Genomic DNA, 16,182 nt, shown 5'->3' on the forward strand with positions numbered 1-16,182 from the left:
GTGACCTGTTTTTTAAATCACACGCCTTAAAACAAATAAGTTTAGCCGTTTAAGCCTTTTATCTGACAGGAAAACTATGCGCTCTATATATTGCGGACAGCTAAATAAAACTCACGTAGATCAAGAAGTTGAACTATGTGGCTGGATCAACAAACGACGTGACCTTGGTGGACTTATCTTTGTCGATTTACGCGATAGAGAAGGTTTAGTACAAGTTGTATTCGACTCTGACATTGAAGAGTTAATGAGTTCGGCTAACACACTTCGCCAAGAATTTTGTGTTCAGTTAAAAGGTATTGTTCGCGCACGCCCAGACAGCCAAGTAAATAAAGACATGGCAACAGGGGAGATCGAAATTTTAGGTAAAGAGCTTAATATTATTAACCGCTCTGAGCCATTACCGCTTGATTTTAACCAAGTAAACTCTGAAGAGCGTCGTTTAAAATACCGCTACCTAGATTTACGTCGTCTAGAAATGAGTGACCGTATTAAATTACGTGCTAAAGCAAGCAGCTTTGTTCGTCGCTTTTTAGATGAAAACGGCTTTTTAGACATCGAAACACCTGTACTTACTAAAGCAACGCCAGAAGGCGCGCGCGATTACTTAGTGCCAAGCCGCGTTCATAAAGGTAGTTTTTACGCATTACCACAGTCTCCACAGTTGTTTAAGCAATTGTTGATGATGTCTGGTTTTGACCGTTACTACCAAATTGTTAAATGTTTCCGTGATGAAGATTTACGCGCCGATCGCCAACCAGAATTTACCCAAATAGATATAGAAACCTCTTTCATGAGCTCTGATCAAGTACGTGGTATGACTGAAAAAATGATCCGCGAGATGTGGCAAACATTGCTAAACGTTGATTTAGGCGATTTTCCAATCATGCCTTACAGCGAGGCAATGAGCCTTTACGGTTCTGATAAGCCAGATTTACGTAACCCAATGAAATTAGTTGATGTTGCAGATTTAGTTAAAGACGTAGAGTTTAATGTTTTCTCAGGTCCGGCTAACGACGAAAAAGGTCGCGTTGCTGTGTTAACTGTACCGGGTGGCGCTAAACTTTCTCGTAAACAACTTGACGATTACACTAAGTTTATTGGTATTTATGGCGCTAAAGGCATGGCGTGGATGAAAGTAAACGACCACACTGCAGGCGCTGAGGGTGTTCAATCACCAGTAGCTAAGTTTTTAAGCGAAGACGTAATCACTAAATTACTTGAGCGTACTAATGCACAGTCTGGCGATATCATTTTATTTGGTGCCGATAAGCGCAATACAGTAAATGAAGCAATGGGCGCACTGCGCGTTAAGATTGGTGTTGATTTAGAAATCACTAACCTTAATAGCTGGGCACCACTTTGGGTTGTAGACTTCCCAATGTTTGAAGAAGATGACGAAGGCACATTACATGCTGTACATCATCCATTTACTGCACCAAAAGACATTAACGCCAGTGAGCTTGAAGCAAACCCAGCAGCTGCTATTTCAGATGCCTACGATATGGTATTAAACGGCTACGAAGTGGGTGGCGGTTCGGTACGTATTCATAATGCAGATATGCAAGAAACTGCATTTAGAATTTTAGGTATTAACGAGCAAGAGCAACAAGACAAGTTTGGTTTTTTACTTGATGCACTTAAATACGGCACACCACCACATGCAGGTTTAGCATTTGGTCTTGACCGTTTAGCAATGCTTTTATGTGGTACCGATAACATTCGTGACGTTATTGCTTTCCCTAAAACAACACAAGCGTCGTGTTTATTAACCAACGCGCCAAGCAAACCTAACCTTGACTCGTTAGCTGAACTTGCAATAAGTGTTGTAGAAAAAGCGATACCTAACGAAGAGTAATCTTGTTTCGCTTTTTTGAGCTAAATTTAAAAACCCTTAAGTTATATGCTTAAGGGTTTTTTTATGGTTAAATTTATAGCAGAGTGTATTTTAAACGAACAGATGAAAAGGAATTATTATGTCGATCAATGCAACCTTATTTGGTGAGTTTTTAGTTTTTATTATTGTGCTGTGTATTCCTATTTTTGCTGTAATTAGCTACAAAATAGGTAAGCGTAAAAGTACTATGCCGGGTGTTTTAGCTTTTGTGGGTGGCTGTTTAGCGCTATTTCCACTATTTGCTTTGATTTTTATTGCAGTGCTTGCGCTTAAAAAAGATTTACCTAAAAATAATGGCTACACGGGTTAAATTTAATAGGTGAGTTGTGTTGTTAAGTAACAATAACCAGTATTTTGATGAACAATTTAATGCTTTACAGTACGCAGAGCAGCTAACTGAAAACTCTGAGTTTGAAGAGTGTACATTTACCGATTGCGACTTTTCAGGCGGGCAGTTTAAAAATTGCCGATTTATACAGTGCAACTTTAAAAACTGTAATTTATCGTCACTAAAATGGAACTACAGTTCGCTTGAAAATGTAAGTTTTAGCCACTGTAAATTAAATAGTTTGCAATGGGCTGATGTAGATTGGCCAGCGCTTAGTATTAACGCACCGGTGAGTTTTAATTATTGTGAGCTCAGTAATAGTTCTTTTTTTGAATTAACTCTCAAAGCCCTCAAACTAACACACTGCTTTGCCAAAAATGTTGATTTTAGACACGCTGATTTAAGCGGTAGTGAATTTACAGGAACAGATTTTCGCGATAGTGAGTTTTTTCAAACTAACTTAACAAAATGTGATTTTGTAGGTGCTACAGCGTTTAATATAGATTTGAATAATAATATTTTAGCGAATGCTAAGTTTGATCGCTTCGAAGCACTTAATTTGCTTACCAGCCTTAATATAGAACTATGTGATTAACTAAGCACCTAGAAGCGACAGCTTGGCTGGGCTTCTAGATACTGCGTGACTGCGTAATTAACGGCTTGGGCCATTTTTATTACGTGCACTGGCAAGCTGTCTTGCGATTTCTAATAACGCAGGTGAAATATCTTCAGCGCCATCTTTAATTAGTTTTGTAACGTCACCTGACGAAAATAAACCGTCACGTGGTGATTTAATACCTAACTCACGAACAAAATCCTTCGTTTTACCTGTGCTGCCTGTTTCAATAAACTTAAAAATAATACGTTCATTGTTGTTTTTAGCAGGTGCTTTTAGTGTTTCGATTTCGTCATGTATTGCAGTTAGTTTGTCTTCTAAAATTTCTATACGTTCTTGAATGCTATTGTATGATTTCATTTATTGGATCTTTTACTAAATATATTTAAACAATGGCGGCTATTATCGCATAGTTTGACAATAGAGAATGCAAAGCTATAAAGTAAAAGTTATTTTTAATTAAAAACAATAATTTATATAAATTTAAATATGCAAAAAACACTTAAAAAGCTTTTTATATTAAGCGCACTAGCTCTAAGTACATCAGTTATAAGCACATCAGTAATAGGCGCAACAAGCTATGCAAACGATGGCGTTATAACTGATGAAAGCCGCAATCGCACTATTCCTATCAATATTACATTACCAAGTAACAATGCTAAGTGTACAGCTCAAGTAAAATGCTCTGTAGCGTTTATTAGTGCGGGCTACGGTATTAGCCATAACGAGTATACGTTTGCCAGTAATGTGTTTAATCAGCGCGGATACTTAACAGTAGCCGTTGCACATGAATTAAAAAGTGACCCTTACCTTAATCGTGAGCAACCTTACTTAACCACTCGCATGGAAAACTGGCACCGTGGCGTAGTAACGCTTAAGTTTTTAGTTAATGAGCTATCGAGTAAATACCCAGCGTATGATTTTACAAAACTTGCCTTATTTGGGCATTCTAATGGCGGGGATATTTCGGCGTTATACGGCTCTATTTACCCTAATGAAGTAAGCCAAATTATTACTCTCGATCATCGCCGCATGTTGATCCCACGCAATAAAAACATTCGCGTACTTACGCTTCGTGGTAGTGATTACCCAGCTGATGCGAATGTATTATTAACGGCAGAGGAGCGGGGTGTTTATCCTGTTGAGCAAATACTCATAGAAAAATCGCGCCATAACGATATGTACGATGGCGGGCCAAAATGGCTGGTGGATAGAATGAGTAAAGAAGTAGAGGGATTTTTAGATAGTAAAAATTAGGTTTATAAAAGTTAAATCATAGCGCAGTGTTAGCTGCGCTATATTACTTTTATGGTAGTTACTCTACCAATTCACTTACAATAACAGGATTGTTATGTAGTGTTTTATGCACAGGACATTTGTCGGCTATTTCGAGTAAACGCTGGCGCTGCTCTTGTGTTAAATCACCGATTAAAGTGATTTTACGGGTAATGGCTTCTAGGTTACCGGTTTGCTCACAATCGTCGCAATCTTTGTTGTAATCTCGAGTGTGATCAAGTTCTACTTTGACATGCTCTAGCGCTAAGTTTTTACGTGTAGCGTACATGCGCAGTGTCATTGCCGTACAGGCACCAAGCCCCGCCAATAAGTGATGATACGGATCAGGGCCTAAGTTTTTACCGCCTACCTTTATTGGCTCATCGGCAAGCCAAGTATGATCTTTGGTGCTTACGTGCTGAGTAAATACATGATCTTTTTCTTCAACAAGTACATTGCCACCCGTTAAACTTGCCGTGTATTTAGTTTTGTCGTACTTAACATAACGGTTTGCCCACGTTGCAATTATCTGTGCAGCGTAGTCGGCATCGTTTTTATTTGTTAAAAGGTGATCGGCGTTATCTAGGCTAATAAAGCTTTTAGGATGCTTAGCTGATGCATAAATTTTTTCAGCTTCACTAATATTTACAGTCGCATCAATAGGGGAGTGCATTACTAATAATGCGCGCTTAAGTTTACTGATGTGGCTTTTATCGTACTTGGCTATATCGTCAATAAATTGCTTTTTAATGGTAAATTCACGACCGGCTAAGTTAACTTTAGCTTCACCCGCTTCGTTAATTTCATCAAGGTGTGCTTTAAAATTATGCGCTACGTGCTGCGCATCTGACGGTGCGCCAATAGTTGTAATAGCCGATACTTCAGGAATATGCTCAGCAGCAGCAAGTACTGCAGCCCCGCCTAAACTGTGGCCAATGAGTAGTTGCGGCGCCGCAAAATGCTCACGTAAATGATTTGCTGCAGATACTAAGTCTTGAATGTTTGACGAAAAGTTACTGTTAGCAAAGTCGCCATCGCTATTGCCTAAACCGGTAAAGTCAAAACGCAGTACGGCTATGCCTTGTTGCGTAAGTGCACGGCTTATACGTGTAGCTGCTGCAATGTCTTTTCCGCATGTGAAGCAGTGTGCAAATAGCGCGTAAAACTTAACGTCACCAGAGGGAAGTTCAAGTAGGCCGGCAAGTTCTAAATCGCCGCTTTTAAAAGATACTTTTTGTCGCATGGGGAGCCTTATTTACACAAATAAAATACATTATAGTAGTAGACCAGAGATTGTTACTAAACCTTGCAAATTCAACGTTTTTTTATAAGTTGATCTTGATCAAGCTAAGTGGCGGCGGCTATGCTTTGCGGACATATGTCCTTATGTTTTTAAGGTCATTTGTCTATCCTCGCATAGCGCTATAATGAAGGCTTTGCTACTTTATCTTAGCTATTTGCTACTATTGAAGCAGTTCACTTCTCACAACCTATTCACTGGAACGTACAATGCAATTACCTACTGTTGATTATAAAGCTCCCGATGCGGCTGCACAATTTGTTGAATCATTAAGAAATACTGGATTTGGCGTTTTAAAAAACCACCCAATCCCACAGTCTTTAGTTGAGTCTATTTACAAAAATTGGCAAGACTTTTTTAACTCAGAGCAAAAGCAGGACTTTTTATTCTCTAAAGAAACTCAAGACGGTTATTTTCCGCCTTCAGTATCTGAAGTAGCGAAAGGCTTTACAATAAAAGACATTAAAGAGTACTTCCATGTGTACCCTAAAGGTCGCGTTCCTGCAGAGCTTGAAGCTGATGTACGTGAATACTACCGTTTAGCAAGTGAATTTGCTGGTACTTTACTAAGCTGGGTGCAGGCTGAATCTCCAGCTGATGTACGTGCTAAGTTTTCGATTGATTTAAAAGACATGATTGCAGGCTCTGAGCAAACATTGTTACGTATTTTACATTATCCGCCAATGACAGGTGATGAAGAGCCAGGTGCTATTCGCGCAGCAGCTCACGGCGATATTAATTTATTGACTGTATTGCCAGCTTCTAATGAGCCTGGTTTACAAGTTCAAAAAACAGATGGCGGTTGGTTAGACGTGCCATGTGATTTTGGCAGCTTAATTATTAATATCGGCGACATGTTACAAGAAGCGTCGGGCGGGTATTTCCCATCGACAATTCACCGTGTAATTAACCCAACGGGTAAAGCATCTACTAAATCGCGTATTTCACTACCGTTATTTTTACACCCGCATCCAGATGTTGTGCTTTCAGAGCGCTACACGGCAGATAGCTACTTGCAAGAACGCCTGCGTGAGTTAGGTGTTAAGTAACTCTTATACTTAGAGTAATTAAGTATAAATATAAAACGGCTTATGGCCGTTTTTTGCATTTTTAAGCAACTTGAGCACAGGTTTAATTTTATTAAGCTATGCTCAATTGCTCGCAACGTAAATAATGGCATGCATTCTTAGCTACTACAGGTATAATGCGCGCAACTGGCTAACGTAGCCTAATTTAAAAGAGAGTTTATATGAGTTTTGAAGGTTTAGGTTTATCACAGTCTTTGGTTAATGCGGTTTTAGAAAAGGGCTATGAAACGCCAACGCCGATTCAGGCTCAAGCAATTCCTGCAATTATTGAACGCCGTGATGTTATGGCAGCAGCGCAAACAGGTACAGGTAAAACAGCGGGTTTTACATTACCACTTATTGAGCGTTTGTCGTCAGGCCCTAAAGCTAAAAGTAACCACGTACGTGCACTTATTTTAACGCCTACACGTGAGCTTGCTTTGCAAGTAAGCGAAAACGTTGAAGAGTACGCTAAGCATTCGGATGTGAGCTCATTTGTAGTTTACGGTGGCGTTAAAATTAACCCACAAATGCAGCGTCTTCGTAAAGGTGTTGATATTTTAGTAGCAACGCCGGGTCGTTTAATCGACTTACATAATCAAAATGCAGTTAAATTTGATAGCGTTGAAGTGCTTGTACTCGATGAAGCTGACCGCATGTTAGACATGGGCTTTATTCACGACATTAAACGCTTAATTGCTAAAATGCCTGCTAAACGTCAAAACTTGATGTTTTCGGCTACATTTTCTGACGAAATTCGTGCATTAGCAAAAGGGTTAATTAATGACCCTGTTGAAATTTCAGTTGCTGCAAAAAATACTACTGCAAAAAGTGTTACTCAGTGTGTTTATGCGGTAGATAAAACACGTAAAACAGCATTGCTAAGCCACTTAATTCGTACTAACGATTGGCAACAAGTATTAGTGTTTAGCCGCACAAAGCACGGTGCTAACCGCTTAGTTAAACAACTAGAGCGCGATGACATTGTAGGCGCGGCTATCCATGGTAATAAATCACAAGGCGCACGTGTTAAAGCACTTGATGGTTTTAAAAGTGGTGAAGTACGCGTACTAGTAGCAACAGACATTGTTGCACGTGGTTTAGACATTGTTGAATTACCGCATGTTGTTAACTACGACTTACCAAATGTATATGAAGATTACGTTCACCGTATTGGCCGTACAGGCCGTGCCGGTGCGTCGGGTCATGCGATTTCGTTTGTAACAACAGAAGATGCTGTTGATTTATACGGTATTGAGCGCTTTATTGGTGAGCTTATCCCACGTGCTGAAGAAGACGGTTTTGAGCCTATTAACCCAGTAGCAGAGCGCGCATTAGATGCTCGCCCACTGCCGTCTAAAAAGCCTAAGAAAAAGCAGCCTTTCAATAAGCCTAAATCTGATAGCAGCAAGCCTAACAGTAAAAAGCCAAATAATGGTGGTAATGGTACCGGCCCACGCCGTGGTGGTTCTAAAAAGCCAGCTGCTAAAACAGATGACAGCGCGCAAAACCCATGGGCAAAGCGTGAATCTGTTGGCGGTAGTGGCCAACGCCGTCGTCGCACAAATAACGATTAATGATCATATTGGCGTTTAATTAATTTAGAACTTGGTTAAAGGCTGATACAAAAAACGCGCTCTCTTCTTTTGAATAAATAGAAGCAGCGCGTTTTTTATTGCCTGTAATTTGTACTTACTGTATTGCCTACCTGATTAAATAGTTAATACCCAAGCCGACAAATAAAGTAACACTTACGCTAAGTAGTGTGCCGAGCATAACGTACTCGGTAAGTTTTTTATCTTTGCTTGCACTTAAATCACCAAACCTAAATACCGACTTTGCCGCAAGTAAAAAGCCAAGCCCTGCAAATTGGTCAAGCAATATAAAGCTCAGCATAAGTACGCGCTCAAGCATACCTATGCTTTGCCCTGCAAATGGTAAGCTACCAGTACTTGAAAAGTTACTTGTTAAACGCTCTAACATCATTCTTATAAATACGGCGCTAGGACTTAAAATAATTAAATAACCGCATACCACCCACAGTATTTTGGGATCAGTGAGCATATTATTAATTGCTGCCATAAAGCTATTGTTATCAGTTAGCCAAATACTGAGCGCAATAATAACGAGTATGTGCGCTATTTGATCAAGTAAAAAAGGCACCACGCCTTTATTAGAATACGATTTAGCTATATCAATAAAGTAATGGCTCAGCATAATGCTCGCCGTGGCAATTAAAACACTGCTTAGTTGTTGCCACCCGAATGTGTATTCCCACACGGTAATAATGAGTGCACTTGTTACACCATGCACAAGTACATGAAAATAAAGCTTACTGGCTTTAAAGTGACGGGTGTTTCTGTCGTTTACCCAACTCATAGGTTGCCAGTAAAAATCAGCGAGTAAGTGGCCAATAATAAGCGCGACCAGTAAAAGTGAAAACTGCATTATTCACCTCCTTTAATTATATTTTTTATAACGTGTTGTGTGTGTTTAATAAAGCGTTCTATAAGTTGGTAGTGCGCTAAATTTAGTAGTTTTGTTACATTTTCGCGACTTGTTTTAAGCTCTTTAGCCAGTGCCGCGTGGCTGTTGTCTGATGATGTTAAATAGACATACAGGGCATTTGCTTGTTTTTGCGTGATTTTAGTGAGTAATACGTCGGCAAAGGCTAAATTAAGATTTAAGCTTTCATCAAGCTGCTGCTCATTAATATTAAAAACAAAGCGTTGATTACCTATTTTATCAAGGCCTTGCCCCGAAAGGGTAAAAGCAGAACCGGTTGCTGTTTTTATATCGCTGCGTGGGTTATCTATTTGCCCAAGTGCCAAGCTTTGCCGTAGCTCATAACCTGACGATTTAAGGTGTAAATATACAAGTATGGCATTTTTAAAAAGGAGCTCAGGATTATTAACTTGTAACTGAAAGGCATCGCCTCGGTATATATTCCAAAGTGTTTGCTCCCCCGAAATGTTTCGCAAACTTTGCTCTAGTTGATAAAGCATGGCATCGTATTGCTGCTTAGGGATTGTTTGCGATTTAATAATATCGCCGCTGATCACACCAATCATAAAAATCTCAAAATGGTTACTTTTTAATATGTAACCAATATTGGTTACATAAGGGTATGTAACTAATTTAGGTTACTTAAATATAAATTGCAAGGTACACTTATTTTATAACGTTACTTTTATTGCTATTAATCCTCACTAGGACACTAAATGACTTTACAAAACGAGCAGCAAAGCACGAAACCACGCGTAGGTATTTTTGTTGATGTGCAAAATATTTATTACACGTGCCGCGAGAGTTACGGAAAAAACTTTGACTACAATGCGTTTTGGCGGGTAATGCAGGCGCAATACAATATTGAGTGTGCTTTTGCGTACGCTATTTATCGAGGTGATGAAAAGCAAAATCAGTTTCAAAATATTTTGCGTGCGATTGGTTTTGACGTAAAGCTAAAGCCATTTATTCAACGCCGTGATGGAAGTGCTAAAGGTGACTGGGATGTAGGCATAACAATAGACATGTTAGAGCAGGGTAAGAATCTTGATAAGGTTATTTTGCTCTCTGGCGATGGTGACTTTGCTTTGTTACTTGGGCATTTAAAAAATCAATATAATGTACCGTGCGATGTATACGGTGCTGACCGGTTAACCGCTGAGGTATTAAAACAAAGCGCAGAGCAATTTCATTTAATTGATAATACTTTGCTCCTTTAACAGTAAAAAATAGTTAAAAAAGTGCAAGCTAAGTGCCTGCAACATGAGAGATTTTAATACAAAGCCGTAATAGATGAATTAAGCCTTATATAGGCTTTTTTTATTACTGTAATCAATTGGGTTTGCTAAATGATTATGGTAATTTTAAAGCATAACGAGTTACCAAGGACTTACATGCTTCATTACAGCAACATGCCACTAGACAGAGGCTCAAATTTTCGTAAAGACCCATCGTGGCTTAAAGCGCAAATGTCGGCGCAAAGTAAATGGGTTTTAGTTAAAAATAATCAAACCCTATTTATTAAAGATACCCCTAAAGTAAGCTATTTAACGTATCAACAAGTGGCGCATTTAGATTTAACGAGTGCTATTTTTGTTGGTTTAAACAATGCTAAACATGGTGTGTTTGCATTGGATGTTTCTGATCTGGATGAAAGCATACTTACGCCTTTAATAGAGGGCGCTCAATTTTTTGATATTCGCCAATATGGGCCTCAAGTAACCATTAAATATGCCTCAATAGCCGCACTTGCAAGAGGCTTATGTTATTGGCATGCAACGCACCGTTTTTGTGGGCGCTGCGGTAGTAAAAACCGTTCAGTGGAAGCCGGGCACTCTAGAGTGTGTGAAAACGAAAACTGTAAGCATCCTACATTCCCGCGTACCGATCCTGCGGTAATTATGGTCGTTACTAAAGTCTTTGCTGACGGAGTAGAACGCTGTTTATTAGGTCGTCAAGCTGCGTGGCCTATTGGTATGTATTCGTCGCTTGCTGGATTTGTAGACCCAGGGGAGACACTGGAACAAGCTGTTGCGCGTGAAGTTAAAGAAGAGGCAGGCATAGAGGTTGATAACGTACGTTATGTTGCATCTCAGCCATGGCCGTTCCCATCGTCAATTATGCTTGGTTTTTTTGCAGAGGCGACATCTGAGGAAATTAACGTAGATAAAGAAGAGCTAGACGATGCAAAATGGTTTAGTCGTGAAGACTTAGAGCAATTTGGTAATTGGCACGAAGAAGGCGAGCATTTAAAGCTGCCTAGAACCGATTCTATCTCTCGTTATTTAATTGAGCATTGGCGCACAAACCCTTAAGGATTAACAATGTCGAGTAAAAGTAATAAAAACACTCAGCTGGTATCATCAGGGCGAAAAAAAGCCTATACACATGGCGTAGTAAATCCCGTTGTACAGCGTGCATCTACCATTGTATTTGATACTGTAGCCGATTTAAAAGAAGCAGCTAAAACCCGTGGCGATAAAACGTTATTTTATGGGCGCCGAGGAACAACAACACACTTTGCGCTACAAGAAGCGATTACAGAACTTGAAGGCGGCGAAGGGTGTGCATTGTACCCTTGTGGCGCTGCGGCGATCAGCCAAGTATTTTTATCGTTTTTAAAAACCGGTGATCATATTTTAATGGTTGATAACGTGTACGAACCAACTCGCGATTTTTGCGATAAAATTTTAGTGGGGCTGGGCATTACAACAACCTATTACCCGCCAACCATTGGCGCAGGTATTAAAGACTACATTCAGCCAAATACCAAAGTATTGTTTTTAGAGTCCCCAGGTTCTATTACGATGGAAGTGCAAGATGTGCCTGCTATAGTAAAAGTAGCCAATGAGCATAGCGTAATGACCATACTTGATAATACCTACGGCAACGGTTTGCATTATCGTCCGCTAGAGCACGGTGTTGATATTAGTATTCAGGCTGCAACGAAGTATATTGTCGGCCATTCAGACGTGATGATGGGGGTGGCTGTTGCTAATAAAAAGTACTGGCCAACCTTGCGCGAAAACTCATACTTACTAGGGCAATGTACCAGTGCCGATGATGCGTATTTAGCACTTAGAGGCCTGCGTACAATGGGTGTGCGTTTAAATCAACATGAAAAAGCAGCAATAGAAGTAGCTAAATGGCTTGAGCAACATGAGCTTGTTGATCATATTCGCCACCCTGCATTTGAAACCTGCCCAGGGCATGAGTTTTTTAAACGTGATTTTGATGGCAGTAATGGGTTGTTTTCATTTGTGATGAAAACCGGTAATCAAAAAGCGATTGATGCATTTTTAGATAGCCTTGAGCATATTAAAATGGGCTTTTCGTGGGGCGGTTTTGAAAGTTTAGTAACGGCTAATTTAACTATGAAAGGGCTGCGTTCAAATACAGGTTGGGATTTAGGCCCGGTTATTCGCCTGCATATTGGCCTTGAAGATGTTGAAGATTTAATTAGCGATTTAAGCCAAGCACTTGAGGTTTATAAGCAGCATTTATAATTTATATCGCAATTTATGCTGTTACATTTAAATGTATTGTTACAAAGCTCACTATAGGTGAGCTTTTTTTTGCTGGTAATTCAAGGTGTTTACACTTAGTGTGGATAAATACACAGAAAATAAAAAGTCATTAAGGATAGTCAATGGCAACACCATTACCGATAAACGTAGGGCGATTAACGCAAATAGCGGGATTTGAGCTTGTACGTATGTTTTTAACTAAACGTGGACTTATTGCATTAGCTGCCTTTGCATTGGTGTGGCTAATAATACTGCGCTACCCAATAGGGCAGGCAGTAGGCATTGTAAGTGCGCCCGATTTTGAGCAAATAGCCCGTGATATATCAGGTTCTATTGGTTTAAGTAAATTATTGGATTGGCCTGAGGCCGAATTTGCTATGTACTGGTTAATAGCCCTGTATAGCTTTCCCGTTTTTGGTTTATTTATTTGTAGCGACCAAACGGTAGGCGATAGAGAGCGCGGCACACTAAGGTTTTTATCACTGCGCTCCACTCGCTTTGAAATACTGTTTGGTCGTTTTTTAGGGCAATTAGCGGTATTAGCCTGCTTAGTGGGCATTACTCTTGTGGCTACGCTCGCGGTATTGGGTTTTAGAGATCCAAGTTTACTGGCTGGTGGTTTTGCCCGTGCGCTTTCTATATTTTTAATATTAGTGATTACTCTGTGCCCATTTGTAGCACTTATGACGTTAATAAATACCTTTGCTCGCTCATCGCGTTTATCTATTGTATTGGCAATTTTATATTTTGCAGCAGGCGGTATTGTAGTTGGTATATTGCAATGGCAAATACCCGCATTAGGCTTGCTTGATTATTTATTTCCGGGTGTGCAAATAGAGTTATTAGCGGGGCAAAATTTACCATTATTAAGCGCTGTGGCTATTCCCCTTGTGCAAACTGCGGTGTTACTAAGTGTTGCTCAACGTATTTTTGCAAGGAGCTCACTATGAGACCATTAATTACAGCTAGCGGTTTAAGTAAATCGTATGGTGCAAAACTTGCGCTTAATAATGTGGACTTTGAGATTAATAAAGGCGCGCCAGTGGCGCTTGTTGGGCCAAATGGTGCGGGTAAAACCACCTTATTTAGTTTGTTGTGCGGCTATATAGCGCCAAGTAAAGGCAGCCTTGAAATATTAGGGCATAAGCCAGGGAGCGCTGCTTTATTTAATAAAGTAAGTGCATTACCGCAAGATGCACAACTTGACCCTCGTTTTAATATAGACAAGCAACTCGCCTTTTATGCAAAACTGCAAGGTATGGGCGCTAAGCAAAGCCAAACTGAGGCGCTACGTGTACTTGACTTGGTTGGCTTAAAAGAGATTGCAAAGCAGCGTGCGGGGGACTTATCGCACGGCATGCGCAAGCGCGTTACGATAGCGCAAGCACTTATTGGCGCACCACAAATTGTAATGCTTGATGAAGCAACCGCAGGGCTTGATCCGATTCATGCCAGAGAAGTACGCGAGCTAGTATCTGAATTAAGTGAACAGGCTACGTTTATTTTAAGCTCTCACGATTTAACTGAGCTTGAACGACTATGCTCACAGGTGCTTCATTTAGATAAAGGCGTACTAAGCGAGCATCAAACAAAAACAAACAATACCGATAAACACTTTTATACATTAATGCTAAGCGAAGCTTATCAAAATGTTGAGCAACAGCTTCAAGCAATTGCAGGGGTGAGCCGGGTGTATATGAGCCAACATAAAGAATATGTTGTTGAGTATCAGCCAACGAGCGATCCACTTGATATTGCACTACTGAATTTTTGTCATCAGCAACACTGGCAGTACAGGCAGTTAGTTAATGGTCACACATTAGAGAATCAAATATTTAAACAGGAGAAAGTATAATGGGTTTACTTAGCGGACTTATGGGTAATGCAAGCGAAGTTGACGATTCTGATTTAGAGAAAATCCTCGCCAATACATTAATTGACGGCGAGCAAGTAGAAAAAGCATATAAAGTAGTACGTGATATGTTTATTTTTACTAATAAGCGCTTAATCTTAATTGATAAGCAAGGTATGACCGGCTCTAAAATGGAAATGGTGAGTATTGCTTACTCTAAAATTACCAAGTTTAGTAAAGAAAGTGCAGGCCATTTTGACTTAGATGCCGAGCTAAAAATATGGGTTGGCTCAGATCCAACACCAATTAGTAAAGAGTTTAAGTCTGGCGATAATATTAACGATGTTTATCGTATTATTAGCCAACACGCGCTTTAAGCTGCGGTACATGTTTTAAGTAGTTGTTGACTAGATGTTGCAACTACTTTAATTTTACAGTTTACAACACTTCCTTACAATTAACTTAATAAATACAACTGGTTAGTTAAGTTTTCATTCAGTTTCCTAACGTTAGCATGTGCCTCGACTTTAGCAATACAGCTAGAGCATAAAAAGCAATGTACATAGGGAAGTCTTACAATGAAAAAATTAGCAGTTATTATTTCGAGCATTTTATTATCTAGCACTGCGGCTGCTGCAGACAGCTATAATTCAATTAGTAACCTAAGCTACAAAAATAGCGATAACAACGATACTGTTGCTGTAGATTCTATTTACTATTTATCTCCTAAAAAAACTTTAGGCCCGTACGATCAGTTTGAATACATCAATAAACAAACTAACGTATATGGTGGCTATGCTGATGACGACTTTGGCGATTTAACATCAGTTGGTGGTGAATACTTCATTAATGAATTTGTTGTTGGCGCATCTTACGAAAACCTAGACCCAGATTCAGGTTCTAACAGTGAGCTTTATAAACTGACGGGTGGTTACTTTTTCAACCCTGATTTACTTGCAAAAGTAACACTAGTTGAAAATAAAGACGGCGATGATTACGCATTATTTGATTTAGCTTACAACTACATGCTAAACAGCACAGATTATGTAGGTGTTACACTTACATCAGACGACGATTTTGATTACCGTGCAGTAGCTGCTAAATACTTTATTGATTTACAGCAAGGTAACTACCTTACTTTTGAAGGTAAATACGAAAGCATTGATGATGCCCAAAACCAATGGGTAGCAGAAACTAACTACTACTTTTCAAAGGCAACATCTGTATTTGCTAACTACAATAAGCAAGATACTTATAGCTTTGGTGCTCAACACTTTATCAATAAAAATATTGGTGTAAAGGTGGGTTACGAAAACAACGCTGATGATTCTGACAACGATGCGTACTTTGCTAACATGCGTTTTCAGTTTTAATTAAGTCCCGTACTTAGTTAATACAAGAGTAATATTAAAAAGCCCGCTAAATTTAGCGGGCTTTGTCGTTTTTAAACGTTTGAGCTTTCAACTATAAACTTTTACCAGCCATAATTACGGCCTTTATTATACTCATCTAAATAACTCCTTTAAGTTATAAATAGAGTGCCATGAATGGCTAAATTATTACTAAAGTCATTAAGTGCAGTCGATGATAATAGCTATAAAATAGTAAGTATTGGAGTTGTTTTTGCTAGTAAACAATAGTTATTGGAAAAAAACAGATAAAAATATGCACGGATACAAACCTATTTTTCATTATAAATACAGAAATAATGAATTAAATAGAGTAATTTTTTGAGAAATTAAAAAAATTTAGTGAGAGGAAATTATATTGATGAGGTTTATCGAATAATTAAGTTGTGTTCAATTTAGCGACAGTTTG

17 protein-coding genes are annotated in these 16,182 nt (G+C 39.3%); 13 read left to right on the forward strand and 4 right to left on the reverse strand.

Annotated elements, in window-relative coordinates; genetic code table 11:
- The first annotated feature begins 76 nt into the window (after nt 1–76).
- The 3 genes from aspS to I6E72_RS18455 all read left to right on the forward strand — a co-directional run bounded on the left by aspS (nt 77) and on the right by I6E72_RS18455 (nt 2,817).
- On the forward strand, nt 77–1,855 hold the full coding sequence (gene aspS, locus I6E72_RS18445) for an aspartate--tRNA ligase (protein ID WP_024591308.1): 1,779 nt from the start codon (nt 77–79) through the stop codon (nt 1,853–1,855).
- 118 nt (nt 1,856–1,973) lie between these two features.
- The gene (locus tag I6E72_RS18450) at nt 1,974–2,204 is read left to right on the forward strand and encodes a hypothetical protein (RefSeq protein WP_101163163.1); all 231 of its coding nucleotides are present in this window, start codon (nt 1,974–1,976) and stop codon (nt 2,202–2,204) included.
- Nucleotides 2,205–2,220: 16 nt separating this feature from the next.
- Nucleotides 2,221–2,817, forward strand: coding sequence for a pentapeptide repeat-containing protein (locus I6E72_RS18455; protein ID WP_169044394.1), 597 nt, complete (start codon nt 2,221–2,223; stop codon nt 2,815–2,817).
- A 57-nt stretch (nt 2,818–2,874) separates the two neighbouring features.
- On the opposite strand, the gene I6E72_RS18460 is transcribed toward I6E72_RS18455, so the two are convergent.
- Nucleotides 2,875–3,198: a hypothetical protein gene (locus I6E72_RS18460; RefSeq protein WP_010555318.1), complete on the reverse strand. Its 324-nt coding sequence runs from the start codon at nt 3,196–3,198 to the stop codon at nt 2,875–2,877.
- A gap of 129 nt (nt 3,199–3,327) precedes the next feature.
- On the opposite strand from I6E72_RS18460, the gene I6E72_RS18465 reads away from it, so the two are divergent.
- On the forward strand, nt 3,328–4,095 hold the full coding sequence (locus I6E72_RS18465; protein ID WP_197113667.1) for an alpha/beta hydrolase: 768 nt from the start codon (nt 3,328–3,330) through the stop codon (nt 4,093–4,095).
- Between the two features lie 58 nt (nt 4,096–4,153).
- Here I6E72_RS18465 and I6E72_RS18470 read toward each other — a convergent pair whose 3' ends face one another.
- The gene (locus tag I6E72_RS18470) at nt 4,154–5,356 is read right to left on the reverse strand and encodes a bifunctional alpha/beta hydrolase/OsmC family protein (protein ID WP_197113670.1); all 1,203 of its coding nucleotides are present in this window, start codon (nt 5,354–5,356) and stop codon (nt 4,154–4,156) included.
- A gap of 266 nt (nt 5,357–5,622) precedes the next feature.
- On the opposite strand from I6E72_RS18470, the gene I6E72_RS18475 reads away from it, so the two are divergent.
- Entirely contained in the window at nt 5,623–6,462 is an 840-nt protein-coding gene (locus I6E72_RS18475) for an isopenicillin N synthase family dioxygenase (RefSeq protein WP_024599825.1), read from the forward strand.
- A gap of 200 nt (nt 6,463–6,662) precedes the next feature.
- Complete coding sequence (locus I6E72_RS18480) at nt 6,663–8,057, forward strand: DEAD/DEAH box helicase (RefSeq protein WP_007377987.1); 1,395 nt, start codon at nt 6,663–6,665, stop codon at nt 8,055–8,057.
- A gap of 127 nt (nt 8,058–8,184) precedes the next feature.
- Here the strand turns inward: I6E72_RS18480 and I6E72_RS18485 are convergent, their stop codons facing one another.
- Both I6E72_RS18485 and I6E72_RS18490 read right to left on the reverse strand, forming a co-directional pair.
- Entirely contained in the window at nt 8,185–8,928 is a 744-nt protein-coding gene (locus tag I6E72_RS18485) for a DUF3307 domain-containing protein (protein WP_165735701.1), read from the reverse strand.
- Complete coding sequence (locus I6E72_RS18490) at nt 8,928–9,551, reverse strand: hypothetical protein (RefSeq protein WP_010555313.1); 624 nt, start codon at nt 9,549–9,551, stop codon at nt 8,928–8,930. The genes I6E72_RS18485 and I6E72_RS18490 overlap by 1 nt, the downstream gene beginning before the upstream one ends.
- A gap of 150 nt (nt 9,552–9,701) precedes the next feature.
- Between I6E72_RS18490 and I6E72_RS18495 the strand changes: the two genes are divergently transcribed.
- The 7 genes from I6E72_RS18495 (at nt 9,702) to I6E72_RS18525 (ending at nt 15,737) form a co-directional block, all read left to right on the forward strand.
- Nucleotides 9,702–10,205, forward strand: coding sequence for a LabA-like NYN domain-containing protein (locus tag I6E72_RS18495; protein ID WP_024594121.1), 504 nt, complete (start codon nt 9,702–9,704; stop codon nt 10,203–10,205).
- Nucleotides 10,206–10,379: 174 nt separating this feature from the next.
- The gene (gene nudC / locus I6E72_RS18500) at nt 10,380–11,300 is read left to right on the forward strand and encodes an NAD(+) diphosphatase (protein ID WP_197113680.1); all 921 of its coding nucleotides are present in this window, start codon (nt 10,380–10,382) and stop codon (nt 11,298–11,300) included.
- A 9-nt stretch (nt 11,301–11,309) separates the two neighbouring features.
- Nucleotides 11,310–12,491: a cystathionine beta-lyase gene (locus I6E72_RS18505; RefSeq protein WP_197113672.1), complete on the forward strand. Its 1,182-nt coding sequence runs from the start codon at nt 11,310–11,312 to the stop codon at nt 12,489–12,491.
- Nucleotides 12,492–12,634: 143 nt separating this feature from the next.
- Nucleotides 12,635–13,462, forward strand: a complete 828-nt coding sequence (locus tag I6E72_RS18510) for an ABC transporter permease (protein WP_024599820.1) — start codon at nt 12,635–12,637, stop codon at nt 13,460–13,462.
- A complete protein-coding gene (locus tag I6E72_RS18515) occupies nt 13,459–14,367 on the forward strand; it encodes an ABC transporter ATP-binding protein (RefSeq protein ID WP_007377980.1) in 909 nt (302 codons plus the stop codon). Before I6E72_RS18510 ends, I6E72_RS18515 begins: the two co-directional genes overlap by 4 nt.
- Entirely contained in the window at nt 14,367–14,741 is a 375-nt protein-coding gene (locus I6E72_RS18520; protein WP_007377979.1) for a PH domain-containing protein, read from the forward strand. Before I6E72_RS18515 ends, I6E72_RS18520 begins: the two co-directional genes overlap by 1 nt.
- Nucleotides 14,742–14,942: 201 nt before the next feature.
- Nucleotides 14,943–15,737, forward strand: coding sequence for a putative porin (locus I6E72_RS18525; protein ID WP_024591302.1), 795 nt, complete (start codon nt 14,943–14,945; stop codon nt 15,735–15,737).
- The last annotated feature ends 445 nt before the right edge of the window (nt 15,738–16,182 follow it).

It is taken from the genome of Pseudoalteromonas sp. NSLLW24, from assembly GCF_015864725.1.
Classification (GTDB): Bacteria; Pseudomonadota; Gammaproteobacteria; order Enterobacterales; family Alteromonadaceae; genus Pseudoalteromonas; species Pseudoalteromonas arctica.

Bases quoted from the DNA above. Each gene is read 5' to 3' on its own strand.
- I6E72_RS18505 (WP_197113672.1), top strand. From the start codon at position 11,310: ATGTCGAGTAAAAGTAATAAAAACACTCAGCTGGTATCATCAGGGCGA.
- I6E72_RS18495 (WP_024594121.1), top strand. From the start codon at position 9,702: ATGACTTTACAAAACGAGCAGCAAAGCACGAAACCACGCGTAGGTATT.
- I6E72_RS18465 (WP_197113667.1), top strand. From the start codon at position 3,328: ATGCAAAAAACACTTAAAAAGCTTTTTATATTAAGCGCACTAGCTCTA.
- I6E72_RS18515 (WP_007377980.1), top strand. From the start codon at position 13,459: ATGAGACCATTAATTACAGCTAGCGGTTTAAGTAAATCGTATGGTGCA.
- I6E72_RS18525 (WP_024591302.1), top strand. From the start codon at position 14,943: ATGAAAAAATTAGCAGTTATTATTTCGAGCATTTTATTATCTAGCACT.
- I6E72_RS18460 (WP_010555318.1), bottom strand. From the start codon at position 3,198: ATGAAATCATACAATAGCATTCAAGAACGTATAGAAATTTTAGAAGAC.
- I6E72_RS18475 (WP_024599825.1), top strand. From the start codon at position 5,623: ATGCAATTACCTACTGTTGATTATAAAGCTCCCGATGCGGCTGCACAA.
- I6E72_RS18485 (WP_165735701.1), bottom strand. From the start codon at position 8,928: ATGCAGTTTTCACTTTTACTGGTCGCGCTTATTATTGGCCACTTACTC.
- I6E72_RS18450 (WP_101163163.1), top strand. From the start codon at position 1,974: ATGTCGATCAATGCAACCTTATTTGGTGAGTTTTTAGTTTTTATTATT.
- aspS (WP_024591308.1), top strand. From the start codon at position 77: ATGCGCTCTATATATTGCGGACAGCTAAATAAAACTCACGTAGATCAA.
- I6E72_RS18520 (WP_007377979.1), top strand. From the start codon at position 14,367: ATGGGTTTACTTAGCGGACTTATGGGTAATGCAAGCGAAGTTGACGAT.
- I6E72_RS18490 (WP_010555313.1), bottom strand. From the start codon at position 9,551: ATGATTGGTGTGATCAGCGGCGATATTATTAAATCGCAAACAATCCCT.
- I6E72_RS18470 (WP_197113670.1), bottom strand. From the start codon at position 5,356: ATGCGACAAAAAGTATCTTTTAAAAGCGGCGATTTAGAACTTGCCGGC.
- I6E72_RS18510 (WP_024599820.1), top strand. From the start codon at position 12,635: ATGGCAACACCATTACCGATAAACGTAGGGCGATTAACGCAAATAGCG.
- I6E72_RS18480 (WP_007377987.1), top strand. From the start codon at position 6,663: ATGAGTTTTGAAGGTTTAGGTTTATCACAGTCTTTGGTTAATGCGGTT.
- nudC (WP_197113680.1), top strand. From the start codon at position 10,380: ATGCTTCATTACAGCAACATGCCACTAGACAGAGGCTCAAATTTTCGT.